Consider the following 24,399-nt stretch of genomic DNA (forward strand, 5'->3'; position numbering starts at 1 on the left):
GGCATGGAGACAACAGACGTTCGTTCGGTGTGGGCAGCGCAGAGGGAATTTTATGAAAGCGGCGCCACGCAGGACCTTCAATTCAGACGCGACGCACTTCGGAGGCTGCAACAGCTCATCCGCAACAATCTCGAGCGTATCGCAGAGGCTTTGCGTCAGGACCTCGGTAAATCGGCATTCGAAGCTTATGCCACCGAAAGCGGTATTGTGCTGGAAGAAATCCGGCTGCATCTCAGAAAGATGAAAAAATGGGCCAAACCCAGACGTGTGGCCAGTCCGCTGGCTGCTTTTCCGGCAAGCAGCTATCTTACGCCAGAACCTTATGGTTGTACGCTGATCATATCGCCCTGGAACTATCCTTTTCAGCTTGCTGTGGCACCGCTTGTAGGAGCCTTGTCGGCTGGCAATTGTGCCATCATCAAGCCCTCGGAATACAGCACGCACACCTCGGCCCTTTTAAAAGATCTGATAAACAACAATTTCGATAACGGACACATATGTGTTGTGGAAGGCGATGCCAGTGTGAGTCAGGCATTGCTTGCCCTGCCATATGATCTTATCTTCTTTACAGGAAGTCCGCAAATCGGGAAAATCGTAATGCGGGCTGCTGCCGAACACCTTACGCCGGTTGTGCTTGAGCTCGGGGGCAAAAGTCCCTGCATTATCGACCGCAGCGCCGATCTTAAGCTGGCGGCAAGACGTATTGTATGGGGCAAACTCATCAACGCCGGTCAAACCTGCATAGCACCGGACTATGTACTCGTTCCGGAAGAAATCATATCTGATTTTGAGGCGATTGCAAAGCAGGAAATCAGAAAGATGTACGGAGACGAGCTGCTCCGGAATCAGGAGTATCCAAAGATCATCAACCAAAAACACTTTGGCCGGCTCAAAGCTATGCTCGACGAGGTTAGAGTGCAGGAACTGCCTGCAATGGATGCAGCCACATGCAGGATGGCGCCGGCCATTGTGAGCAACCCACCCGAATCGAGCGCAATGCTGCAAGAGGAAATTTTCGGCCCTATCCTGCCCCTGGTGCCATATCGCAAGCTTGATGATGCGATCGGTTTTGTCAAATCACGGCCTAAGCCACTTGCTTTGTACGTTTTTGCCAGCGACCGCCTTGTGCAGAAAAAGCTTGTAAATCAGTTGAGTGCAGGCGGCATTTGTATTAACGACACCATCATGCATTTCACCAATGCCGGGCTGCCTTTTGGTGGCGTTGGAAACAGCGGCATGGGAAGCTATCATGGCAAATACAGTTTCGACGCATTTACACATTACAAACCAGTGCTCCATCGAAAAAGCTGGCCCGACATACCGTTGCGCTACCCACCTTTTGGAAACAAGCTGAGCCTGGTAAAAAAAATAATCCGCTGAAATATGGGCGACTACATCAAACTGTTTTTCAAAGGTATGGCCATGGGCGCAGCTAATGTGATACCCGGCGTTTCGGGTGGCACCATCGCCCTCATCACCGGAATTTTCGAGCGATTGATAAATGCCATTAAGTCGATCAACCTGAGTGCATTAAAGCTTTTTCTGAGTGGCAGGTTCAAGGAATTTTTCACAGCAATCGACTTTTGGTTCTTGTTCTGGGTGTTTGCCGGCGTGGGTGCCGCAATTTTCAGTCTGGCCAGGCTGTTCGAGTTTCTATTCAGCCATTATCCGGTGTACATCTGGTCATATTTTTTCGGACTGATCCTGGCAAGTGTATATTTTGTGGGAGCAACCGTAGAGCGCTGGAAAGCACCGGTGGTGATCAGCTTTGTTGTGGGAGCCACGATTGCGCTGGCCATCACCTTTCTGAAACCCGCCACAGAAAACCGCGACTTTTTTTACCTGATACTTTCCGGAGTTGTCGCAGTGTGCAGCATGATCCTGCCCGGCCTTTCCGGTTCGTTTGTCCTGATTCTTATGGGCAACTACCAGCTTGTGGCCATAGAAGCCATCAACAACCTGGATTTCAGCATTCTCCTTCCCGTACTCATTGGCATGGTGGGCGGACTCATTGCATTTTCCCACCTGCTCTCGTGGCTGCTCAGAACGTTTAAAAACGAAACCCTCGGTTTGCTCACAGGTTTTATTTTAGGCTCGCTGGGCGTGATCTGGCCATGGAAAGAAGCCCATTACCTGACCAATGCCGCCGGAGAGGTAATCATCAAATCGGGCAAACAAGTGGTTGAGCGTTACGACCTCGTTCTGCCAGGTCGGATGGGAATGGAGGAAATGTTCGCCATCGGACTCATGATTGCAGGCATAATCACAATATGGCTTTTGGAAAAGTATGCTCTGGAAGAGGAAAAACAAGGCTGAAAATGCCCTCTACGGCTTGATTGGATATCCGCTGGAGCATTCCTTTTCCAGAAAATACTTCAGCGAAAAATTTGCACCCGAAGGCATCAAGGCTGAATACAGGAATTTTCCGATTGAGGACATTTCACAACTGCCGGATCTGATCCGTGCCAACCCGGATTTGAGGGGACTCAACGTCACAATCCCACACAAACAGGCTGTGCTGCGTTATCTGCATCTGCTCGACCGCACTGCAAAGCTTGTCGGATCGGTCAACACCATAAAAATTATCCCCACCAGCAGCGATCCCCGTCTGGTCGGCTACAACACCGATGTCATCGGATTTTCCGAACTGCTCAGTCAAGCCATTGGTTCTCAGCATAAACCATTTGCGCTGCTCCTCGGCAACGGGGGCAGCGCCAAAGCTTTGAAATACGTGCTTAGAGAAAGAGGGATATTTTTCAAGTCGGTTTCGACCAAACAGCAAAAAGCCGGTCAGGTCACTTACGACATGATCAGCAAGGCGCTGCTCGAGAAGTTCCGGCTTATCATCAACACTACGCCTTTGGGGATGTATCCCAACGTGAATGCAGCTCCTTCTGTTCCATTCGAGTACATCAATGAATCACACATTCTCATTGACCTGATTTACAACCCCGAAGAGACCCTGTTTTTAAAGCAGGGCCGCATGCAGGGAGCCAAAACCTTCAACGGATTGCCCATGCTTTATGCCCAGGCGGAGGCTGCATGGAAAATCTGGCAACAACGCTGATGATGAAGACAAACAGGTTTTTCAGCTTGCTTGGTCCCGGACTGTTGTACGCAGGAGCAGCCATCGGGGTATCGCACCTGGTTCAGAGCACCAGAGCCGGAGCGGAGTTTGGTTTTGAATTGCTCGGAATACTCCTGCTTACCAATCTGTTGAAATATCCTTTTTTCGAAATGGGCAGCCGCTACGTGCTGGCCAAAGGCGGCAATCTCGTGGATGCTTATGCGGCGGTGGGAAAGTGGGTGATTCTGCTCTTTTTTGCCATGACCATCATCACGATGATTCCTGTGCAGGCAGCACTCACCATTGTCACAGCAGGCCTGTCGAACAACATCTTTCACACCAGCTGGTCCGATTTCGGAATGAGCGCACTTATCACAGCTGCCACACTACTTTTGCTCCTCTTTGGAAAATTCAAAATACTCGACAGGCTCATTAAAGTGGTCATTTTATTGCTCACACTTTCGACCATTGTGGCTGTTGTGGTGGCCTGGACGCGCTGGCAGGGACAACCCGCGCTGGCAACAGGTTTCGACTGGAGCAATCGTGCGCATATCTTGTTTTTGGTCGCATTCATCGGCTGGATGCCCGCACCGGTGGACATAGTGGTGTGGACTTCCATCTGGACGCAGACCAAGTTCGGCCAGCTGAGTTTCAAACCCACCCTCAGGGAGGTGCTCACCGAATACCGGATTGGTTACTTCGGCACGATGGTCGTGGCAGCCTTCTTTCTTGCGCTGGGCGCTTTTGTGATGTATGGCACAGGCGAGGCCATGCCGGCAGGTGGTGCCGCATTTGCCGGAAAGCTGATCGGATTGTACACCCAGACCATCGGCCAATGGGCTTATCCGGTGATTGCTGTGGCTGCATTCACCACCATGTTTAGCACCACCATCACCGTGCTCGACGCCTATCCGCGCACTTTGGTAGAATGTACACGCAACTTTGGATCCGGGCAACAAAAGCTGAAGCCTCAGCATCAATACCTTATCTGGATGTTTTTGCTTGCCGCAGCCACCCTGGCTTTGTTGAAAATCTCAGGCCAGAGCATGCGCACGATGGTCGATCTGGCCACAAGCATTTCGTTTGTCACCGCCCCTTTCCTGGCTTTTCTCAATTACAAAATTATTTTTTCAGAAAGCATTGAGGACCAATTCAGGCCAGGCAGGTTTCTGAAAATCTGGGCATGGGTCGGTCTGTTTGCGCTTGCTGGGTTTACGGTATTCTATCTGATAGTCCTGTTCCGGCTTGCCTGATTGCGCGGCTTCCCCAGGCCAAAAGCCACACCCGCCCGGATGATGGGATTGCTGTAGGGCGAATCGAAACTGTCGTTCAGGTTGTAAAGGACAAGCAAATAGGCATAACCGGAAGAACTGTAATATTGCCTGTAGCCTCCGCCCACAAACAGGCTGTTGAAAAACCGGGGATCGTCTTTTTCGAGCCACAATGGGTTTCCGGTGAAAAATACCGGGGTGTAGTACAACCATTCGGTTTCGGCATGGGCAAAGAGACCTCTCCAGATTTCGTAGTTTGTAAATACCCCAATGGCCTTGTCGTGCGTGCGGATACGTTGTTGCTGCCAGCGATAGCTGCGGTAGTTGTAGGTGAGCCGGATGCCTGCTTCCCAGTCGGGATTAATCTTATAGCCCAGTTGAGGCGCGATCAGTATCGACGAGGCGGTGGAAGAGAATCCCATACCGAAATCGCCGCCCAGCACCCATTTTCGCTCAAAATCAGGCGTTTCGGGAAAGAGCTGACGTTGCTGAGCCAAAAGTTGAAAAGAAAAAAGCAGCAGGAACAAGGTAGAAAAAACAATTTTGTACTTCATGAATCTATTGTCACAAATGCTGTTTATCGTGCCCGAAGGTACAATATTCGTGCCGGATAAGCGTAAATGATATCTGCCTACCTTTGCCAGATGAAATACGGTTTCGAGCCAGGAATGAGGTTTTTTCAAGGTGCAATGCGCAGCCTGCTTCCATTGTTCTTTTTGGGGATAATGATGGCCTCGTGCCTCAAGGAAGACCCCATCAGTACCGACCCCGGCCTCCGGCTTGCATTTTCGGCCGACACGGTGATGTTCGACACCGTATTTACCAGCCTGGGAAGCATCACCAAGCCATTGATGGTTTACAACAACTCGGCCAGACGTGTGCGCATCTCGAACATAAGTCTGGCAAGGGGCGGGGCTTCGCCTTTCAGGATGAATGTGGACGGCATTCCGGGCCTGAGTGTAAACGAAGTGGAAATAGCTCCGCGCGACAGCATCTTTGTCTTTGTGAAGGTAACCATCGACCCGCGCAACGAAAACCATCCTTTTGTGGAGGAGGACGACCTGATATTCAACCTCAATGGCAATGAGCAAAGCGTAAAACTGGTTGCCTGGGGACAGGATGCGCATTATATTCTGGCTGACCGCATTGTACCCGGCTTCCCGAAATTCAAAGTGGTGGCTGACAGCAACCAAACCGTGACCTGGACAGCCGGCAAGCCTTATGTGGTGTATGGCTATGCGCTCATCGACAGCTATGGCACCCTGGTGATAGAAGAAGGTACGCGGGTGCATTTCCACAACAAGTCGGGACTATGGGCTTATGTGGACGGGGTGCTCAAAGTGCGCGGAACGCGCGAAAATCCCGTGATCTTTCAGGGCGACCGGCTCGACCCGGATTACCGAAACATCCCCGGACAATGGGACCGCATCTGGCTGATGGAAGGCAGGCTGGGATACAACCACGAAATTGATTATGCCATCATCCGCAACGGCTTCATCGGTCTGCAGGTGGAATCGTTCCTCCGACCCACCCAGAATCAACTCAATATCACCAATACCATCATCGAAAACCACACCGGTATCGGGCTGTTTACCAGGCTCTTTGCCGTGGATGCGGCCAATCTGGTTGTTGCCAACTGCGGGAATTACGCAGTTGCACTCACAGGTGGCGGGGCTTACAGATTTATTCACACTACCGTGGCAAACAACTGGACCCTCGGCATACGCAATACGCCCAGCCTGTTTTTCAACAATTTCCTGCCCGACAGCCTCAACCGGCCATTTCCCATCCCCCTGAGCATGGAATGGGGCAACAGCATCGTGTTTGGTTCGGCCGAAGAAGAAATCGGTAAGGAGCTGGTAGGCGGTGCCGACAGCACCTATATGTTCGACCATTGCCTGCTGCGCACTAAAAGGCAGACCACCAACACCGCCAACTACATCAATGTGATACGTAACCAGGACCCCAAATTCAGAGATTATCCCAGGTTCGATTACCGGCCCGACACCCTCTCGCCTGTGATAGGTGTGGGAAAAGCGGAGTATGGTCAACTGGTTCCCTTCGACCTGGATGGAATCAGCCGGCTGCCCGCGCCCGACCTGGGAGCGTATCAGTTTGTGCCCTCGCCCGACAATAAATCCAATCTCTTACGTAATCGCCTCAAAAAATGATCATCGCCATTGCCGGGGTTAGCCAGGCAGGAAAAAGTACACTCGCCAACATACTGCGTCAACAGCTTGGACACGAACACACTACGATCATCTGTCAGGACGATTTTGTGAAAGACGTGGAACTGATTCCACAGATCAGAGGACATTTGGACTGGGAGCATCCTGATTCGATTGACCACGCAAAATTTCGTGAAGCCATCCTCGCCGAAGCTGCGCGAAACAAATACGTCATAGCCGAAGGTTTGATGGTACTCTGGGACGCAGCCACACGGGCGCTGTTCGACAAGTGCATTTTCATCGAGATTGACAAAAACACTTTTGTGAGGCGAAAGTTGCGCGACGACCGCTGGGGCATCGAACCCGACTGGTACGTCGAACACATCTGGCAAAGTTATCTTTGGTATGGATTGTATCCCGAATGCAGCACCTGCCTGGTGATTGACGGACGCAAAAAACAGGACGCAACATTTATAATCAGGTATTTAATTGGCCGGCCAAATGAATAAGCGCATTGCTGAAACCATTGTGTGGGTGAAGAAGAGACTCGAATCGGCCGAAAGCGGGCACGACTGGTGGCATATTCAGCGGGTTTACCGCATGGCGATGCAACTGGCTGAACAGACCGGCGCAGATGCGGAGATTGTGGGTCTGGCTGCATTGCTGCACGACCTCACTGATTCCAAACTCACAGATCGGCCGGCGCAAATGGAAGCTGAAATTGAGGCTTTTCTGAGGCAACAACATGTGTCCCAGACTTCAATTGCACATATCATGTTTATCATCAGAAACATGTCGTTCAGACATGCCTCTGTTTTCAGCGGCGAGAAGTCGGTTGAATTCCAGGTGGTTCAGGATGCCGACCGCCTCGACGCCATGGGTGCCATTGGCATAGCCAGGGCATTCAGCTACGGAGGATACAAGAAGCGGCCTTTTATGAATTACAATTCCCGCGCCGAAGCCGAGAAGTATTTCATGGAGGGTTCGTTCGACAGTTCCACCATTGGGCATTTTTACGAAAAGCTCTTCAGGCTAAAGGAGATGATGAATACGGATGCAGCCCGACGGATGGCTGAAGAACGGCACAACTTTATGCTGATCTGGCTGGATCGTTTTTACGAAGAATGGGAGGGCAAAGCCTGAACAAAGCGATCAGGCCTGCCCAAAGAACGGATACTCATTTGAGCATGGCACGCGAAAAAAGGTGTTCGGGCATGGGTTGGTCAAAGCTTTGTACCGTTCAGGCTGCAGGCGTGTTGTGTCTAATCTTGGTTCTGTTATCGGAAGCAGTTTGTGAAACTGATTGGCCGGGTTATTTGGAAGCAGCTCCAGGGTATGGCTTAGATAGCAAAAAGTATTGCTTTCTTAAATTTGCATGTGAACAGTAAAGAAAAAATCCTTGTTGCGTTTTGCCCCATGCTGCAAACCCTCGAAGCACACTCTCGAGGCACCAGAAAAAGGTGTTTGAATTGCCGGTCACGAAGACCATTTTTGAGCTCAAAGTACTATGTAGCTATTTTTCAATATATTAAGTTCATTCATTTTTTTCGGAAAGCCTATTGACTTAACCGAATTTTTATATAAGTTTGGTGCTGCCAGCCAACCAGTTGAGCGACACGAAACCGAAGCGAATTTGTGGGGCAGCAAACAGGTGGCGCTGGCGAGGTCGAAACCGGACCGAAGATGAACATCTTGGTCAGCGGTCGGGTCAGGCCAATGAAAAACTACATGCGATGGCAGAAACGAATGCAACAACCAACCAAACCCGTAAGGTGGTTCTGAGCCGCACCCGGCACCATGATGCAGAAGTGGTTAGCTTGCAGTTCGACAAGGATGAAGAGCTTAAGCGACGTGTGAAGACCTTGCCTGGAAAAGCCTGGAGCCGGAGCAGAGAGTTTTGGTACCAGGAGGCGGCGCAGTTCAGGCTCAACGATGTTTTCAATGCTTTTCGCGGATTGGCCTTGGTGGATTATTCAGTGCTGCGGGCTGAGGCTGTTGCGAATGCGCCAGTTGCGAATGCCGTAAAACCCCGGCTGCCCGATTTAAATCCGGACAAGGCGACCCATCTTCAAACCTTCGAACACTGGCTGCTTCACAAGCGATACAGCGCATCCACTATTGGCACATATACAGGGGCCTTGCAGAGTTTTCTGCGCTGGCTGGGTCACCGGCCGGTTGATTCGGTGACTATAAACGAGGTATTAGCTTATATTAACGATCACATTTTGGCAAATGGCCTGAGCTATTCGTATCAGAATCAGGTGATCAACGCGCTCAAGCTTTTCTTTGGTCAGGTGATGCACACCAAACTTGATGTAGGCACGCTGGAGCGTCCGAGGCGCCAGCACAAGCTGCCCAATGTGCTGAGCAAAGAAGAGGTGGCTTCGGTTTTGAATGCTTAGGTGAACCAGAAACACCGCACCATGCTTAGCCTGATCTATGCCTGCGGACTCAGGCGCAGCGAGCTGCTGAACCTGAAGCCGGCTGATGTGGACGCTGCGCGGCACCTGCTGATCATCCGAAACGCAAAAGGCAAAAAAGACAGGGTAGTGCCCATTTCGGATAAGACAATTAGCATGCTGAGGGAATATTACTCAAAATACAAACCAAAGGTTTGGTTGTTTGAGGGACAGGCTGAAGGAGAACAATACAGCGAAAAGAGCCTTCAGAGTGTGTTGAAACAAGCCATAACGAAAGCGGAAATTGATAAGCCTGTCACGCTTCACTGGTTAAGGCACAGCTACGCAACCCACTTACTGGAGTCGGGCACCGACCTCAGGTATATCCAGGAATTGCTTGGGCATAAAAGCAGCAAAACAACGGAAATCTACACACACGTTACCGAAAAAAGTTTAACTAAAATCAAGTCACCCTTTGATGAATTATAAAAACATAGACCAGGTATGAAAGAAATAAAACCTGACATTTGTCAGACCTATACACCCATTTTGCAGTGAATAAGGATGATTTTGTCAGACCTATAAACGAGTTGTGGGCAATTGTAAAAAAACGATAAAAAGACAAAAATGGATTACATCAGAAAACAAATTGACCAACGAATAGACTTTTTGCAAACAATGGGCGACAAGAACGCCCTAAAACAACATTATCAGGCTAGGTTTGAATATGTATTGGTTTACCTATTAGGTTACCTTTGGAATAAGAATTTGGAAAAACTAGATTATGAAGATAAAGAATTTGTCTTTCAATCTATTATAAAACCCACAATAGGCAGCATTGTTGCTATTTGTAGGAAACTTGACACGGATAAAGAAATTTTCAAAAAGAGTAAGTTAAGCCAAGCCTTAGATAAGTATCCATCTGTTAGAAATGAATTGCTTGGACATGGCTTTGTTTATGAAGATGCCCCTGAAAAATTACTTTCAGTATTAGAAGAGCTTTACGACTGTGTTTTGACAGCAGACTTACCAATCCTGAAAGAAAACGTAGATTTGGTATATGTAACTAATGCCGAAAATACGACCTATAAAGGCATTTTATACAAAAGTGACGGAGCAAGTTATGTCCCTTGGAGTTGCCCAAAAACAATTGGTTCTTTTGAATTAGGCTGTTTGTACGCCAGTACAGGACCGAATGCATATTTCAGGCTTTCCCCGTTTATTGAAATTACATCTTACGGTAAAGAACTTTACTTTTTCAACAGTATAGATGAAAAGCTTCTTGGAAAGGTAAAGTACAATCGTTTACTTGATACAGGTATTTACTTCAAAGAATGGGACGAATTATGTGAATTAGATGTTACAAATGACGGAGTAAAAGTAAAAAGTCATAACGGTACAATTCGCAATATCTACGAAAACAACTACCGAAAGTATATTGATATTGGCATTAAGGGAAAATTAAAATCATTTCTCATAAGAAATAACGCATCTGTTTGCGCCACAGTTTGGGGACACGGGGGAGTAGGTAAAACAGCTACCATCCAAAGTCTTTGTGAAGATTTAGCCAATGATGAAATAAAGTTTTTTGACTACATCGTATTTCTATCTGCAAAAGATAGACGTTACGATTATTACACAGGTAAAATTGAAGAAATTAGTGACAGAATTGCAACCTTTTCTGAATTGATAAAAGGAGTAAATAAAGTTATTTTCAACATTGAAAGCGATGATCCAAAAAATATTATTCAAATTGAAGGCAAGAAAATTCTTTTGGTTATTGATGACTATGAAACTTTTCCAAAAGAAGAAAAAGACAAGATAGAAGAATTTATATCAGAACTTAACACAAACTATCATAAGGTTATTATTACAACGCGAGCCGTAAATATCAATATTGGTCAAGAATTTCAAACTAATGAACTCACAGAACATGAAACAAAAAGGTTTTTATTGGAAGTAATTAAAAATGAAGAACTTGGTAATAATGAAGTTATTAAACGAGAACTAGAAAACCCTGAAAAAAGTCGTAAGGTTTTTGAGATAACGGGCGGTAGACCATTGTTTATTTTTCAATTTGCTTTTATACTTGCACAACGTGGATTAGATGATGCATTAAACTTCAAAATCAAAGAAGGAGATACGGCTATCAGTTTCTTATTTGGCAGAATTTATGAATATTTATCACCCAAAGCCAAAGACCTTTTCGTAGTTCTCAGCCTTTTAGTAACAAAAGATGACCTTAGTAATGTAATTGAAAAAGCTCAATATATTTTAAACCTTGAACACGAAGCTGATACATTCAATTCAGCATTGAATGAATTGATAAAACTAAAAATATTAAAAATTGATGATGAACATAAATTTTTTGAGATATACTCAAATGAGATATTTCAAATTATGTCAAATTATTACCAAAAACGACCAATTTCTCAAAGGGGTATCTGGGAGCAAAGAAGAAATCAAGTTAATAAAGACAAATCTTTAGATGTTGAACATTCTCTTTTGCTTGCAGCAAATACCAGCCGCTTGGCAAAAAATGAAATTGAAGTAACAGATAACTACAAACAAATTCTTAATAGGGCAAGTAGTCCCTTAGAAGTTAAACTACAAGCAATTTTAAACTTAGCTGCATATCTTGTTGATAGGGGTAAAAGAGAAGATGCACTAAAATATTTACAAGAATACAGCTATATTTTTAATAAAAATTTTCAAAAAGGCTCAAAAGAGAAATTGTTCTTCGCAACATATTCAAAGATGTGGGCTACATATAATTGGGCAAATGGAACAAGAGAGCAAAAAATCAAAGCAATCTTGATTTTACTAGATTATGCATCTTCAGGTTTCAATTTTAATGAAGACATTGACTTGGAAATAGCTGGTATGCTTCTTCAATATCGTTCAATTCTAATAATTTCAGATTGGCAAGACTTAAAGGAGAAAAGAAATTACAATGAAATTAGCATTAGTGAGTTTAATACTCTTCGGGAGAAACAAAAACAGGAGTGCAAAGACATTCACGACAAGCAAGGTAATTTCCTATACAATGCAATAATTTCAAAGAAACTTGATGATATTTCATCAGGGGCTAGGCAAAATGTGATTGCAGGTTTATATAATTTTTTAGATGTTCTTGTTAGACTTCAAAAGATAGATTTTGCATTAAAAATATGTGATTTTATATTGAATTGTGCACCAAGAAATTTTCACCAGCAATTTCAGAAAAAACAAGAATGGTTTCAAACAATAATTTACAAGAACAAGTCAAAAAATATAGATATAAGTAAAAAAAGGAATGAAATTAGTGAACTTGGCCTAAAGCTAAAAGAAGCAATAAGTAAGAAAAAATAAACAACTGCCTACAACAGCGTGTATGTGTCAATAGCTGGAGTATTGGCAAATCAAAGGTCTGTGCTTCTAAGAAACTTTGTGCTAAACGGACAGGAAAATGCTCCTAATCCGCTACTGCACATACACGCTAAACGTTAGTGGCAATGGCAGGACGACCACCCGAACCGACACTTCGATACCTAACCAGACAACAACCCGACACAGAAAAAAATAAAAAAATGCCCAACGCACAAAGGAATTTTTTTGCCAACGCATTTGGCACATTTGGTTTTGCCCCGACACACAACGCCAACGCTTCGCAAAACCAAAAGAGCCAAGCCGACCAAAGCCCACCCACCACCCCAAACTATTTTTAAAACATTTTCTAACTTTGTAACGAAATAACGTGAGTAAGAAATAAATATGACAACACTCTTTATTAAAAATATGGTTTGCAACCGTTGTATTATGGTGGTGCAAAATGAATTGGATAAATTGGGATTTGATGTTATGAATATCAAATTAGGGGAAGTTATGCTTGCTAAAGAACCCACACCCGAAGAAAAAAGCAATTTAGATAAGGTTTTAATTCCATTGGGTTTTGAAATCATTGACGATAAAAAAAGCCGTATCATTGAGCAGATAAAGAATATAATTATTGACTTGGTACATCATCAGGACAACGATATTAAAACCAATCTTTCAGATGTATTAAGCAGTAAGTTATACCACAATTATAATTATTTATCCAACCTTTTTTCAGAAGTAGAGGGTACAACCATTGAAAAATATTTTATTGCCCAGAAGATAGAAAAGGTAAAAGAACTATTGGTATATGATGAATTGTCTTTGAGTGAAATTGCCTTTCGTCTGAACTATTCAAGTGTAGCGTATTTGAGCAATCAATTCAAAAAAGTAACAGGGCTAACACCAAGCCATTTCAAACAGATTAAAGAGGATAAAAGAAAACCGTTGGATAAAGTGTAAGTAAATCTTACAAATCAAATCCAAAATTTCACAACAGTACCCATAAATATAATAGCCAATTTTGTATTGTAAATTAATACAAGCAGAATATGGCAAACAATAATAGAGAAATAATTTATATTCCCTTAGAAGACGTAGAGAGCGAACACTGTGCATTAATCGTTGAAAAGGGATTGGCACAGGTAAAAGGCGTAGAAACCCATAAAGTAGAGCTGAACAACCGCAGGGCAGCGATTACAGTAGATAGCAATGAAACCGTAGGCGAAGCTGTTAAGGCAATTAAAGATTTAGGTTACGGAGTTCCTACGGTTAAAAGTGCTTTTCCGGTATTGGGCATGACCTGTGCATCCTGTGCGGGCAGTGTCGAAAGCATTGTGAAATACCAACCGGGAGTAGTTAATGCTTCCGTGAACTTTGCAACGGGCAATCTTACCGTGGAATATCTGCCCAATATGACCGATGCCTCCACCCTGCAAAAAGCGGTTCAGGGAGTAGGTTACGACCTATTGATTGAAGACGAAACCAAGCAGCAGGAAACGCTCGAAGCCATCCACGAAAAGAAATTCCGAACCTTGAAAAACAAGACCATTTGGGCAATTATCCTTTCCCTGCCCGTGGTAATCATAGGAATGTTCTTTATGGATATGCCCTATGCAGACCCGATAATGTGGCTCTTTTCCACGCCCGTTGTAATATGGTTGGGCAGGGATTTTTTTGTAAACGCTTGGAAGCAGGCAAAGCACCGTTCCGCCAATATGGATACGCTGGTGGCATTGAGTACAGGTATTGCCTACCTGTTCAGTGTTTTCAATATGCTGTTTGCCGACTTTTGGCATCAACGGGGACTGCATGCTCACGTATATTTTGAAGCGGCTGCCGTTATTATCGCATTCATCCTCTTGGGAAAACTGCTGGAAGAAAGAGCCAAAGGCAACACCTCTTCAGCCATTAAAAAGCTGATGGGCTTACAGCCGAAAACGGTTATCGTAATAGAAGCAGACGGCACGGAAAGACAAAAAGCCATCGAAGATGTAAACGCAGGCGATATTATTTTGGTTAAGCCTGGCGAAAAAATTGCGGTGGATGGTACAGTTGTATCGGGCAATTCGTATGTAGATGAAAGTATGCTAAGCGGCGAACCTGTTCCGGTACTGAAAAAGGAAAACGAAAAGGTATTTGCAGGAACCATCAACCAAAAAGGTAGCTTCCAGTTCAAGGCGGTAAAAGTGGGTAAAGAAACAATGCTTGCCCAAATCATCAAAATGGTGCAGGATGCACAGGGAAGTAAAGCACCCGTACAAAAACTGGTGGATAAAATCGCAGGTATTTTCGTTCCGGTAGTAATCGGTATTGCTATCCTGACATTTATTCTTTGGTTCTTCTTAGGAGGCGAGAATGGTGTTGTACAAGGTCTTTTAGCAGCCGTTACTGTATTGGTTATTGCTTGTCCTTGTGCGTTGGGATTGGCTACCCCTACGGCAATTATGGTAGGCGTTGGCAAAGGTGCTGAAAAAGGTATTTTAATAAAAGATGCTGAAAGCCTTGAATTAGCCAAAAAAGTAGATGCAATCATATTAGACAAAACAGGAACAATTACAGAGGGCAGACCACAGGTAACAGGCATTCAATGGCTCAACAATGATGATACCGCAAAAGATATTCTTTTGAGTATCGAAAAGCAATCAGAACACCCTTTGGCAGAAGCCGTGGTAAAACATTTGGACGGTGTTACAGCTACTCCATTATCAGACTTCGATAGCATTACAGGTAAAGGAGCAAAAGCCAATCATAATAACGAAACCTATTTTGTAGGCAATAAAAAACTATTGGCAGAAAACAACATCAATATTCCAAACCAATTACAACAACAAGCCGATGAATGGGGCAAACAATCGAAAACCGTTATTTGGTTTTCAGACAGCAAACAAGCTCTATCTGTAATTGCTATTTCTGATAAGATAAAAGAAACATCGGTAGCAGCCATAAAGGAAATGCAGGAAATGGGTATTGATTTGTATATGCTTACAGGCGATAACGAAGCCACAGCAAAAGCCATAGCAGAGCAGACAGGCATCAGACACTATAAAGCCGAAGTATTGCCACAACACAAAGCCGATTTTGTAAAAGAATTGCAACAACAAGGCAAAACTGTTGCAATGGTTGGGGACGGTATCAATGACAGTACCGCATTGGCAACAGCAGATGTGAGTATAGCGATGGGTAAAGGTTCGGATATAGCAATGGACGTAGCCAAAATGACAATCATTTCATCAGATCTTACCAAGATTCCACAAGCAATTAGGCTTTCAAAACAAACTGTAGCTACTATTAAACAAAACTTGTTCTGGGCATTTATCTATAACCTTATCGGTATTCCAATTGCAGCAGGTATTCTCTACCCGATAAATGGATTTTTACTTAATCCAATGATTGCAGGAGCAGCAATGGCATTGAGTTCTGTGAGCGTGGTAAGTAACAGTTTGCGGTTAAAATGGAAAAAGTAAAGCATTGAACCAAAATAGTAACGGATAAAAAGAAAAATATGGGACAAGAACACAACCATTCGCACAGTTCGAACAAAAAAACCTTAACCATCAGCCTTGTTATTATTACGACTTATATGGCAGTAGAGGTTATCGGTGGTTTGATTACAAACAGCCTTGCTTTATTGGCAGATGCAGGGCATATGCTGAGCGATGCTATTTCATTGTTCATTGCCTTAATGGCTTTTAAATTCAGCAGTAAAGTAGCCGATTATGGTAAAACGTATGGATATAAACGGTTTGAAATATTAGCTGCGATTATCAATGGAGCAACGCTGATACTGATTTCAGTTTATATTATATATGAAGCAATCGAACGTTTCCAAAATCCGCCCGAAATTCAATCCTACGGAATGCTCATTATTGCATTTATAGGCTTATTGGTCAATGTGCTTGTAGCTTGGATAATGATGCGTGGAGCTGATGTAAAGGAAAACCTCAATATGCGTGGAGCGTACCTGCACGTCATCAGTGATATGCTTGGTTCGGTTGGTGCCATCATCGCAGCTTTGCTCATTCTATTCTTTGGTTGGAGTTGGGCAGACCCTCTAGCAAGTGTTATCGTTTCCATATTGGTATTGCGAAGCGGATACTTAGTTACCAAATCATCGGTACACGTACTTATGGAGGGTACACCCAATAATGTAGAAATAGAAAAAGTAACGGACAAAATCTTAAAAACAGACGGTATTCAAAACATTCACGACTTACATATTTGGACAATTACAAGCGGTTTGAATGCTCTTACCTGCCACGCAGTTGTGAATGAAAAAATGACGATTGAAGAAAGCGAAAAAATGCTTCGTAAAATAGAACACGACTTGGAACACTTAAACGTTCATCACGTAACCATTCAGTTGGAAACACCTGCACACAAACACGATAATTCAATATTGTGCAGCGTAAAGGCAGAACCAACAGCACACGAACATCATCACTGATTTCAGTAAATCTCACAAATCAAACAATAAATAACACAACAACGCAGAATGATAATGTACTGAAATTTGCAGTATCAAATAACAATTAAAATTTTAAAAAATGATAGTAAGAAAAACAGTGATAGCAGCACTTGCATCAATTGCGATGTTTGTTGCATCTTGTGGAAACAGTAACAGCCACAACCAACACGTGGGACACGACCACGCAACCGAAACAGCCGTAAGCAATACGGAAACACAAAAAGCCAATCGTAATGAAAATGGCGAATTGATTGATGCAACAGGTAATATCATTACAGGTTGTCCCAGACATAGGGAAATGATAGGCTCGCAAGGCGATATGTGTCCGAAATGTGAGTATATGACAATGATACCTATCACTTGGGATATTGACGGAGTAGATACCGTAAGAGTTACAAGTTTGCCCGACTATAATCCACCTGCCGACAAACTCAAAAAATAAAAACAATCATTAAATAACAATTCAAAATTCAATAAAATGGAAAATAAAGAATTTAAATTCAAAACCAATCTCAACTGTGGAGGTTGTGTATCAAAAGTAAAGTCAGATTTAGATAATGCCGAAGGAGTCTGCCATTGGAAGGTGGACACGGATAATGCCGATAAAATCCTTACCGTGATTTCAAAAGGAATTACGGAAGAAGAAGTAGTATCTATTATCAAAAGTAAAGGTTTCAAAATAGAGCCTTTGAATGCTTAATCCGAAGAACTATCCGAAGCCTTGCTTCGGAGTTCTTTCTTAATCCATTCATTTAACAATCAAAAAAAAGAGAAGTGAAAAAGTTAGTTTTAATAGGGCTAATGTTGTTTGGTTATTCAGCATTTGCCCAAAACACAAGTAATCTATTAAATAAGTACATCAGTGTAAAAAATGCATTGGTAAATAGTGATACTAAAGAAGCAAACACAACTATCAGCACTTTTTACGAAGCTATAAAAAGTGAAGAAAATTTTACACAGAAAAACGACTTACTGAAAGCCACCGACAAATTAAGCAAGGCAGGTAACAACCTTGAAAAGCAAAGAGCCGCTTTCAACGATGTATCAACCGTACTGTGGAAAGTGGTAAAATCATCAGACAAAGTAAACCAACCCGTTTACTACCAATATTGCCCGATGAAAAAAGCATATTGGCTAAGCAAAGAAAAGGAGATTAAAAATCCTTACTACGGTTCTTCTATGCTTACCTGTGGTAAAGTTGCCGAAACTAAATAAATAACCCAGTAAGGCATTTCTCAATGGGCAATGCCTTTTAACGTTTATAACCAATGCGATTTTTAAAATGGATAATCAAAAATTTCTTTACAAAAAGCTGTTGCCGCTAACCCTGTTGGCACTCTTTATATCACAAGTCAGCATTGCGCAAAAGGTAGTTCATTACGACCTGTATGTAAAAGATACGCTTGTAAACTATGCAGGCAAGGAAAAGAGGGCAATCGCTGTAAACGGTCAAATCCCGATGCCCACGCTTGAATTTACAGAGGGCGACACGGCAGAAATCGTAGTACATAACCAGTTAAAAGAAAGTACATCCCTGCACTGGCACGGATTGTTCCTGCCGAATAAGGAAGACGGCGTACCTTTCTTAACGCAAATGCCGATTGAGCCGGGCACAACCTATACTTACCGTTTCCCGATTATTCAGGCCGGAACGCATTGGTATCATTCGCATTCGGGCTTACAGGAGCAAATTGGAATGTACGGCAGCTTTATAATGCACAAAAAGGCTGACGATAAAACATTTAGAAAAGGAATTGACGATTTACCGGAAATTCCCATAATGCTAAGCGAATGGACGAACCTGAAGCCCGAAAATGTACACCGTATGCTGCACGCAGCAAGCGACTGGTTTGCGATAAGGAAAGGCGCAACACAAAGCTACGCCGAAGCCATTAGAAGCGGTAAATTCAAAACCAAGCTAAACAACGAATGGAAGCGTATGTTGGCAATGGACGTGAGCGATGTGTATTACGACCGTGTAATGATGAACGGTAATCATCATACCGATTTAAAAAGCATTGACGGTAAGCCCTTAAAAGCAGGCGACAAAGTACGTTTACGCATTTCTAATGGCGGCGCATCATCTTACTTTTGGCTGCGCTACGCAGGTGGTAAAATTACCGTAGTAGCGAGTGATGGTAACGATGTGGAGCCTGTGGAAGTGGACAGGTTGATTATTGCCGTATCAGAAACTTACGATGTAGTTGTTACCATTCCCGAAGACGGTAAAGCCTTTGAATTTATGGCAACAACCGAAGACCGTACCCAATCAGCCAGCTATTTTATAGGCAATGGCGAAAAAAAATATGTAGGCGAAATGCCACGTCTGAAATACTTCGAGGGAATGAAGATGATGAACGATATGATGAAGATGAATGGCGACCTTGATGATATGGGTATGAATATGAGCCTTAACCAGATGGATATGAATGTAGTAATGTATCCTGAAATCACAGGCGAGGAAAAGAAAAAAGGTAAAAAGGAAACACACGATAATCATCCTGAACACGAAAAAGGCAAGATGCAGAACACGAACATCATAAGCACAGTATGAATAAGGACGATGACCCGAACCGTTATAATGCCAATGCTTTGAGCGAAATAGTTACACTCAATTACGCAATGCTCAAATCGCCACACAATACTGAACTGCCCAAAGATGCACCCGTTAAAGAACTGAAATTTACCCTTACAGGAAATATGAACCGCTATGTATGGAGTATGGATAACCGTGTACTTTCAGAAAGCGATAAAATACCTGTAAAAAAAGGCGAAATATTGAGAATTACCATTTACAATAACTCAATGATGCGACACCCGATACACCTGCACGGCTTTGATTTCAGAGTGTTAAACCAACACGGTAATAATGCACCAATGAAGAATATTATTGACATTATGCCAATGGAAACAGATACCATAGAGTTTTTGGCAAATGTAGAGGGAGATTGGTTTTTCCATTGTCATATACTGTATCATATGATGGCAGGAATGAACAGAGTATTTGCAGTTGATGATTACAAAAATCCATATCTGCCCAACAAAGAAAAAGCCTACAAAATGTTGCAGCGAGAAAGCAATATGCCACACTTTATGGCACAGAATGATTTTGCTACCAATGGTAATGATGGCGAGTTAATGTTAATGAATGCCCGATATAGCTTAGGCACAGAATGGCGTTTGGGTTACAACGATATGCACGGCTACGAAATGGAAACACATTTTGGGCGTTATATCGGAAAAATGCAGTGGCTGATGCCCTTTGTTGGTTTTGATTGGCGATACCGAAAAATGGGAATGGACGAACACGAGAAAAACCTCTTTGGACAAGTAAATAAAAAAGACAATCGGGCAGCCGTTAGTTTAGGAGTAATGTACACATTGCCTATGTTGGTAAATGTGCAGGCAGAAGTATATCACGATGGCATATTTCGTTTGTCACTGATGCGTGAAGACATTCCGATTTCCAAGCGATTAAGAGCAGGATTTATGGTCAATACCGACTTTGAGTATATGGTAGATTTACGCTACATTTTGACAAGACATTTAGGAATAAGAACACACTATGACAGCGATATGGGATTGGGTGTCGGATTATCACTTAATTACTAAAACTGATAAGAATGATTGTAGTGTTAGCTACACGACTAAAACAGGCATCAGTACTAATAAGCCAACACACAGGCAAGCACATTACGCATTTTGGCAACCGCACAATACCGACAAAAAATGCGTAAAGAGCTTGCCTTTTCCAACCCAAGAAAAAATTTCCTTTCCCTTCTTTTTTTTATTTTTTTCAGCCGACACACAACGGACGACCAATAGCCACAGCCACTAACAAGGGTTTGGCGTCAGGCGGGCTGACGTGCTAAATTGAACATTGGTACTTTTCATTAACTTTGGTGCGTGGTTGAACATTCGTGCATTTAATCCCGCCCGAACGCCAAGCCCCGAACCGTTGAACTAAACCGCCCCCTTTCGGAGGCGGTAAAATTCTGGTAATTTTAGGGTGCAAACTTTAAAACTTACCAAAATGAAAAAGAATCATTCTCAACTTGTTGAGCGGCTTCTCCGTGAGATGCAACTCAGAAATTACAGCCCAAGAACCATACATACTTATGGCGAGCTGATGTCAAAGGTAGAAAACTTCTTTCATCTGCCTATTGACAAAATTACAACAAATCAATTCAAAGATTATCTTCACCGGCGTATCACGCAGGAAGGTATTTCCACATCCTGCGTTAACCAGTACATCAGCGCTTTTAAGATCTTGCAAACCGATGTACTTAAACACAACTGGGAGGACATAAAATAAAACGCCCACGGCGCACCAAAAGCTTCCGGTTGTGTTATCGCTTGCCGAAATAGAAAAACTGATCGCTGTTACACAAAACATTAAACACCGTGCCATTTTGATGCTGGCATACTCTTCCGGCCTCAGGCGTGAGGAAGTACAGTTGATAAAGCCTTCAGCCATTGATTCGGCACGTATGCAGGTGCATGTGGTTCAGGGCAAAGGAAAGAAAGACCGCTACACAATCCTGGCAACAAAAACCCTCGAGATCTTAAGGCATTATTATAAGTGCGAAAGGCCTTCATGCTATCTTTTGAAGTCCGCGGAAAAAAGGAAAGCCCCTGGCAGATCAGACCCTGAACACTATTGTTAAGAAATCGGCCCTGAAAGCTGGCATTAAGAAACAAATCTCCTTTCACACCCTCAGGCACTGCTTTGCTACCCATTTGCTCGAAAAAGGCGTAAACCTCCGGCTGATCCAGCAATTTCTCGGGCACACTTCACTGAAAACCACTGCAGGGTATCTTCACCTGGTAACCATCAACCCCGCCAGCGTTGTTTCTCCATTGGATTCCATGAATGTGTAAGGTTTGAATCCGATGCAAAATACTCGCCAGCGCATTGAGCTTGCAGATATTTTCAGCAGCCATGCCAAATCATTCCTGCAACATCACCAGCTTTGCCCCCAACAGCAAAAAGCTTTCGATGCCATCATCCGCTGCCGCACCGCTGCACTTGGCGGACACATTGACCGCTGCGATAGTTGTGGCTACCAGCGTCCATCATACAACTCTTGCCGTAACCGCAATTGCCCCAAGTGCCAGTTTGTTAAGAAAGTGCAATGGGTTGATAAACTGGCAGCCAACCTGCCGCCGGTAAAACATTTTCATGTGGTTTTTACGATCCCACGTTGTTTGCACCAGCTCTTTTTCCTGAATCAGAAAAGTGCATACGCTTTACTTTTCAAGGCTGCCGGACAAGCCCTGTTGCAGTGTGCCCTGAACCCCGCGTTTCTGGGTGCACAAGCCGGGGCGGTAGCCATCTTGCATACCTGGGGACAAACACTGGTGTACCATCCGCACATACACATGATTGTCCCGGCAGGAGGGCTTTCAGAGGATCAAATGGAATGGAAAGCATCGGGTAAAAAGTTCTTCCTCCCGGTAAAAGCCCTTAGCCAGGTATTCCGTGGCATACTTTGCAGGCTCATTGAACATGGCATTGCTAACAGCCAGATTCGTTTACCGGATACAACTGAGGATTTTAAATCATTGAAAACCCAATGCTACAGCAAAAACTGGGTGGTGTACTGCGAAAAACCCTTTTCAGGCCCACACAGCCTGATTCAATACCTGGGCAATTACACCCATAGGGTTGCTATCTCAAATCAAAGACTGATACAGTGTGAAAATGAAAAAGTCAGTTTCTCTTACAAAGATTATAAGGCAGCAAGTATGAGAAAAATAATCTCGCTTGATGTAAATGAGTTCATCCGCCGCTTTATGCAACATGTGTTGCCAGAGGGATTCTATAAAATCAGGTATTTCGGATTTATGGCCATGTGCAACATGAAAGAAAAGCTTGCCAGGTGTATTGAGCTTATTGATAAAGCTACTTTCCTGCCGGCGCTTGTGGGATTAACGGCTTTGGAAGTATGGCGCAACATCACAGGTAATGACACCTTGCTCTGCCCAAAATGTAAAACCGGAATCATGAAACCTGTACCTGCTGAGGTTGCCGGTATGTTGAAACCCGGATAGATAAGCATTTACCCATTTCGTTCATTGACAAATTTCCATCATCTCAATGGCTCATCAGCCATCATGGGATTGCTATGCCCTGACTACAAAAAAAATCCAAGATTATCAATCCTTTACATCTATGAAAAAGAAAAAGTCAAATTAAAGTAACCCCGAAACAGCCAGGCCGAAAAAAAGCATTCATAGAAAACCCATAGCCAGGCGGCTTAGTCCAACTTCATTTTATTCATCATTTCCCACGTTTTTCTGTTTAACCCACAGCAAGTACTTGACTTCTCTCCCCTTTGGATTATATTTGCAGGGAAACGATGAATAAAATGCTTATCGTTATGCTCAAAAAAAAACAATGATATGATTATAAAATGCAATTCAAAGATAAATTACAGGAATATTACAAACTTACAAATCAAGATTGGGAAATAAGTATAAAATATTTTAAAACAGAAATTTACAATGCAAATACTTTTTTTCTCAAACAAGATACCATTTCAGATAAATTAGGTTTTGTAAAATCCGGATTGTTATATTCATTCGTTTATAATGAGAATTTAGACGAAGTTACTTCTCATTTTTTTCAAGCCGGAGATGTAGTTATCTCAATAGAAAGTTTTAATAATCAAACACCTACAACTGAAAATATATTTGTTTTTGACAACGCTGAATTATTAACGATTACATATTCAGATATAAAAGAATTATACAAAATCATTCCAATTTGGCAGCAGATATGCAAAGATGTTGCCGAGATGAAAAACAAAAATTTAATAAACAGAATATTGCAATTTCAAACACTTTCTGCAACTGAACGATATCAACAATTCTGCACAAAATTTCCCGAGATTATTAAGAAAGTTCCATTACGCTTGATTGCTTCATATTTAGGCATTGACATTGCTACTTTGAGCAGAATTAGAAAGAAAAAATAATTTTTTGACTTTTGTCAAACAATCCAAAATATAAAACAACATAATTTTGCACCGTATTTATTAACTTCTTAAACGGTATAAAATTATGAAACGAGTTATTTTAATATTTCTATTCCAACTATTTGTGAATATTTCTTTTTCACAAGTCCAATCATTTTATAATGCTGAATATGTGAAAAATGAAATAAATTTTGGTCAAATCAATAATCTAAGTTATAAACCAAAAATAAATTATTTTACAAAATCAATAGTTGCTGTATCACCAATAATAGCCACTACTGCTATATATTATAACAATCAAAACCCGATAAATACACCTTATAATATTCTCAATAGAACATTAATTTCAGGAGCATTGTTTACAACAACTTTGGCGACTGGGTTTTGGCTTTCAAATTCAGAAAAACCTTATAATACATTATTATTTACAACGCACAAATTATCAACTCTTTCCAATATTGCATTGCTTGACTATACTGCGTGGCAAAAACACAAACATTTTTCACTTACTAATGCAGAAAAAATAACGTCAATTGTAATGAATATTTGCTTTGTTTCCACAATTGCAACAGGCGGAATGTTAAGCACTAATAAAACAATGCCTAAGTTTGTCCACACTTTACATAAAACAACGCCTTGGATAACAATTGTTTCTTCAAGTCTATTACTTTACTTACTTAATAAATAAATCA

General features: G+C 42.9%; 21 protein-coding genes and 2 pseudogenes. 22 read left to right on the forward strand and 1 reads right to left on the reverse strand.

Going from position 1 to position 24,399, the window contains the following annotated elements; genetic code table 11:
• Window positions 1-3 precede the first annotated feature (3 nt).
• Genes IPM52_04280 through IPM52_04295 form a run of 4 tightly spaced genes read left to right on the forward strand, consistent with a single transcriptional unit; the run spans window position 4 to window position 4,320 of the window.
• Window positions 4-1,380: an aldehyde dehydrogenase gene (locus IPM52_04280; GenBank protein MBK9290828.1), complete on the forward strand. Its 1,377-nt coding sequence runs from the start codon at window positions 4-6 to the stop codon at window positions 1,378-1,380.
• A 3-nt stretch (window positions 1,381-1,383) separates the two neighbouring features.
• Window positions 1,384-2,316: a DUF368 domain-containing protein gene (locus IPM52_04285; GenBank protein ID MBK9290829.1), complete on the forward strand. Its 933-nt coding sequence runs from the start codon at window positions 1,384-1,386 to the stop codon at window positions 2,314-2,316.
• Complete coding sequence (locus IPM52_04290; GenBank protein ID MBK9290830.1) at window positions 2,288-3,067, forward strand: shikimate dehydrogenase; 780 nt, start codon at window positions 2,288-2,290, stop codon at window positions 3,065-3,067. The genes IPM52_04285 and IPM52_04290 overlap by 29 nt, the downstream gene beginning before the upstream one ends.
• Entirely contained in the window at window positions 3,067-4,320 is a 1,254-nt protein-coding gene (locus IPM52_04295) for a divalent metal cation transporter (protein MBK9290831.1), read from the forward strand. Before IPM52_04290 ends, IPM52_04295 begins: the two co-directional genes overlap by 1 nt.
• Here the strand turns inward: IPM52_04295 and IPM52_04300 are convergent.
• Window positions 4,290-4,892, reverse strand: a complete 603-nt coding sequence (locus IPM52_04300; GenBank protein ID MBK9290832.1) for a hypothetical protein — start codon at window positions 4,890-4,892, stop codon at window positions 4,290-4,292. The two genes, IPM52_04295 and IPM52_04300, sit on opposite strands and share 31 nt — an antisense overlap.
• A gap of 90 nt (window positions 4,893-4,982) precedes the next feature.
• Between IPM52_04300 and IPM52_04305 the strand changes: the two genes are divergently transcribed.
• The 18 genes and pseudogenes from IPM52_04305 (at window position 4,983) to IPM52_04390 (ending at window position 24,395) form a co-directional block, all read left to right on the forward strand.
• Window positions 4,983-6,509: a hypothetical protein gene (locus tag IPM52_04305; protein MBK9290833.1), complete on the forward strand. Its 1,527-nt coding sequence runs from the start codon at window positions 4,983-4,985 to the stop codon at window positions 6,507-6,509.
• Window positions 6,506-7,015 (forward strand): hypothetical protein, encoded by a 510-nt coding sequence (locus IPM52_04310; protein ID MBK9290834.1) that lies wholly within the window; start codon window positions 6,506-6,508, stop codon window positions 7,013-7,015. The genes IPM52_04305 and IPM52_04310 overlap by 4 nt, the downstream gene beginning before the upstream one ends.
• Window positions 7,008-7,649 carry an HD domain-containing protein gene (locus IPM52_04315; GenBank protein MBK9290835.1) on the forward strand — a complete coding sequence of 214 codons (642 nt, stop codon included), beginning with the start codon at window positions 7,008-7,010 and terminating at the stop codon, window positions 7,647-7,649. Before IPM52_04310 ends, IPM52_04315 begins: the two co-directional genes overlap by 8 nt.
• 590 nt (window positions 7,650-8,239) lie before the next feature.
• A pseudogene (locus tag IPM52_04320) lies at window positions 8,240-9,394 on the forward strand (site-specific integrase).
• A 138-nt stretch (window positions 9,395-9,532) separates the two neighbouring features.
• The gene (locus tag IPM52_04325; protein MBK9290836.1) at window positions 9,533-12,256 is read left to right on the forward strand and encodes a hypothetical protein; all 2,724 of its coding nucleotides are present in this window, start codon (window positions 9,533-9,535) and stop codon (window positions 12,254-12,256) included.
• Between the two features lie 402 nt (window positions 12,257-12,658).
• Window positions 12,659-13,222 carry a helix-turn-helix transcriptional regulator gene (locus IPM52_04330; protein ID MBK9290837.1) on the forward strand — a complete coding sequence of 188 codons (564 nt, stop codon included), beginning with the start codon at window positions 12,659-12,661 and terminating at the stop codon, window positions 13,220-13,222.
• An 89-nt stretch (window positions 13,223-13,311) separates the two neighbouring features.
• Window positions 13,312-15,726 (forward strand): copper-translocating P-type ATPase, encoded by a 2,415-nt coding sequence (locus tag IPM52_04335; protein MBK9290838.1) that lies wholly within the window; start codon window positions 13,312-13,314, stop codon window positions 15,724-15,726.
• A gap of 38 nt (window positions 15,727-15,764) precedes the next feature.
• Window positions 15,765-16,706: a cation transporter gene (locus IPM52_04340; GenBank protein MBK9290839.1), complete on the forward strand. Its 942-nt coding sequence runs from the start codon at window positions 15,765-15,767 to the stop codon at window positions 16,704-16,706.
• A gap of 100 nt (window positions 16,707-16,806) precedes the next feature.
• Window positions 16,807-17,169, forward strand: a complete 363-nt coding sequence (locus IPM52_04345) for a hypothetical protein (protein MBK9290840.1) — start codon at window positions 16,807-16,809, stop codon at window positions 17,167-17,169.
• 36 nt (window positions 17,170-17,205) lie between these two features.
• Window positions 17,206-17,427: a cation transporter gene (locus tag IPM52_04350; GenBank protein MBK9290841.1), complete on the forward strand. Its 222-nt coding sequence runs from the start codon at window positions 17,206-17,208 to the stop codon at window positions 17,425-17,427.
• Window positions 17,428-17,501: 74 nt separating this feature from the next.
• Window positions 17,502-17,942 (forward strand): DUF3347 domain-containing protein, encoded by a 441-nt coding sequence (locus IPM52_04355; GenBank protein ID MBK9290842.1) that lies wholly within the window; start codon window positions 17,502-17,504, stop codon window positions 17,940-17,942.
• 67 nt (window positions 17,943-18,009) lie between these two features.
• Window positions 18,010-20,339 (forward strand): annotated as a pseudogene (locus tag IPM52_04360) (multicopper oxidase domain-containing protein).
• Between the two features lie 421 nt (window positions 20,340-20,760).
• Window positions 20,761-21,042 (forward strand): phage integrase N-terminal SAM-like domain-containing protein, encoded by a 282-nt coding sequence (locus IPM52_04365; protein MBK9290843.1) that lies wholly within the window; start codon window positions 20,761-20,763, stop codon window positions 21,040-21,042.
• Between the two features lie 31 nt (window positions 21,043-21,073).
• Window positions 21,074-21,394: a tyrosine-type recombinase/integrase gene (locus tag IPM52_04370; protein ID MBK9290844.1), complete on the forward strand. Its 321-nt coding sequence runs from the start codon at window positions 21,074-21,076 to the stop codon at window positions 21,392-21,394.
• Window positions 21,363-21,608, forward strand: a complete 246-nt coding sequence (locus IPM52_04375) for a tyrosine-type recombinase/integrase (protein MBK9290845.1) — start codon at window positions 21,363-21,365, stop codon at window positions 21,606-21,608. Before IPM52_04370 ends, IPM52_04375 begins: the two co-directional genes overlap by 32 nt.
• Window positions 21,609-21,620: 12 nt before the next feature.
• On the forward strand, window positions 21,621-22,781 hold the full coding sequence (locus IPM52_04380) for an IS91 family transposase (protein ID MBK9290846.1): 1,161 nt from the start codon (window positions 21,621-21,623) through the stop codon (window positions 22,779-22,781).
• Window positions 22,782-23,143: 362 nt separating this feature from the next.
• Complete coding sequence (locus IPM52_04385; GenBank protein MBK9290847.1) at window positions 23,144-23,707, forward strand: Crp/Fnr family transcriptional regulator; 564 nt, start codon at window positions 23,144-23,146, stop codon at window positions 23,705-23,707.
• 85 nt (window positions 23,708-23,792) lie between these two features.
• Window positions 23,793-24,395, forward strand: a complete 603-nt coding sequence (locus tag IPM52_04390) for a hypothetical protein (protein ID MBK9290848.1) — start codon at window positions 23,793-23,795, stop codon at window positions 24,393-24,395.
• Window positions 24,396-24,399 lie beyond the last annotated feature (4 nt).

Source organism: Bacteroidota bacterium (genome assembly GCA_016715945.1).
Taxonomy (GTDB): Bacteria; Bacteroidota; Bacteroidia; order Bacteroidales; family F082; genus JALNZU01.

What these genes read in the sequence shown, in the direction of transcription:
- IPM52_04280 (MBK9290828.1), top strand. Translation starts at nt 4, where the DNA reads ATGGAGACAACAGACGTTCGTTCGGTGTGGGCAGCGCAGAGGGAATTT.
- IPM52_04285 (MBK9290829.1), top strand. Translation starts at nt 1,384, where the DNA reads ATGGGCGACTACATCAAACTGTTTTTCAAAGGTATGGCCATGGGCGCA.
- IPM52_04290 (MBK9290830.1), top strand. Translation starts at nt 2,288, where the DNA reads ATGCTCTGGAAGAGGAAAAACAAGGCTGAAAATGCCCTCTACGGCTTG.
- IPM52_04295 (MBK9290831.1), top strand. Translation starts at nt 3,067, where the DNA reads ATGATGAAGACAAACAGGTTTTTCAGCTTGCTTGGTCCCGGACTGTTG.
- IPM52_04300 (MBK9290832.1), bottom strand. Translation starts at nt 4,892, where the DNA reads ATGAAGTACAAAATTGTTTTTTCTACCTTGTTCCTGCTGCTTTTTTCT.
- IPM52_04305 (MBK9290833.1), top strand. Translation starts at nt 4,983, where the DNA reads ATGAAATACGGTTTCGAGCCAGGAATGAGGTTTTTTCAAGGTGCAATG.
- IPM52_04310 (MBK9290834.1), top strand. Translation starts at nt 6,506, where the DNA reads ATGATCATCGCCATTGCCGGGGTTAGCCAGGCAGGAAAAAGTACACTC.
- IPM52_04315 (MBK9290835.1), top strand. Translation starts at nt 7,008, where the DNA reads ATGAATAAGCGCATTGCTGAAACCATTGTGTGGGTGAAGAAGAGACTC.
- IPM52_04325 (MBK9290836.1), top strand. Translation starts at nt 9,533, where the DNA reads ATGGATTACATCAGAAAACAAATTGACCAACGAATAGACTTTTTGCAA.
- IPM52_04330 (MBK9290837.1), top strand. Translation starts at nt 12,659, where the DNA reads ATGACAACACTCTTTATTAAAAATATGGTTTGCAACCGTTGTATTATG.
- IPM52_04335 (MBK9290838.1), top strand. Translation starts at nt 13,312, where the DNA reads ATGGCAAACAATAATAGAGAAATAATTTATATTCCCTTAGAAGACGTA.
- IPM52_04340 (MBK9290839.1), top strand. Translation starts at nt 15,765, where the DNA reads ATGGGACAAGAACACAACCATTCGCACAGTTCGAACAAAAAAACCTTA.
- IPM52_04345 (MBK9290840.1), top strand. Translation starts at nt 16,807, where the DNA reads ATGATAGTAAGAAAAACAGTGATAGCAGCACTTGCATCAATTGCGATG.
- IPM52_04350 (MBK9290841.1), top strand. Translation starts at nt 17,206, where the DNA reads ATGGAAAATAAAGAATTTAAATTCAAAACCAATCTCAACTGTGGAGGT.
- IPM52_04365 (MBK9290843.1), top strand. Translation starts at nt 20,761, where the DNA reads ATGAAAAAGAATCATTCTCAACTTGTTGAGCGGCTTCTCCGTGAGATG.
- IPM52_04380 (MBK9290846.1), top strand. Translation starts at nt 21,621, where the DNA reads ATGCAAAATACTCGCCAGCGCATTGAGCTTGCAGATATTTTCAGCAGC.
- IPM52_04385 (MBK9290847.1), top strand. Translation starts at nt 23,144, where the DNA reads ATGCAATTCAAAGATAAATTACAGGAATATTACAAACTTACAAATCAA.
- IPM52_04390 (MBK9290848.1), top strand. Translation starts at nt 23,793, where the DNA reads ATGAAACGAGTTATTTTAATATTTCTATTCCAACTATTTGTGAATATT.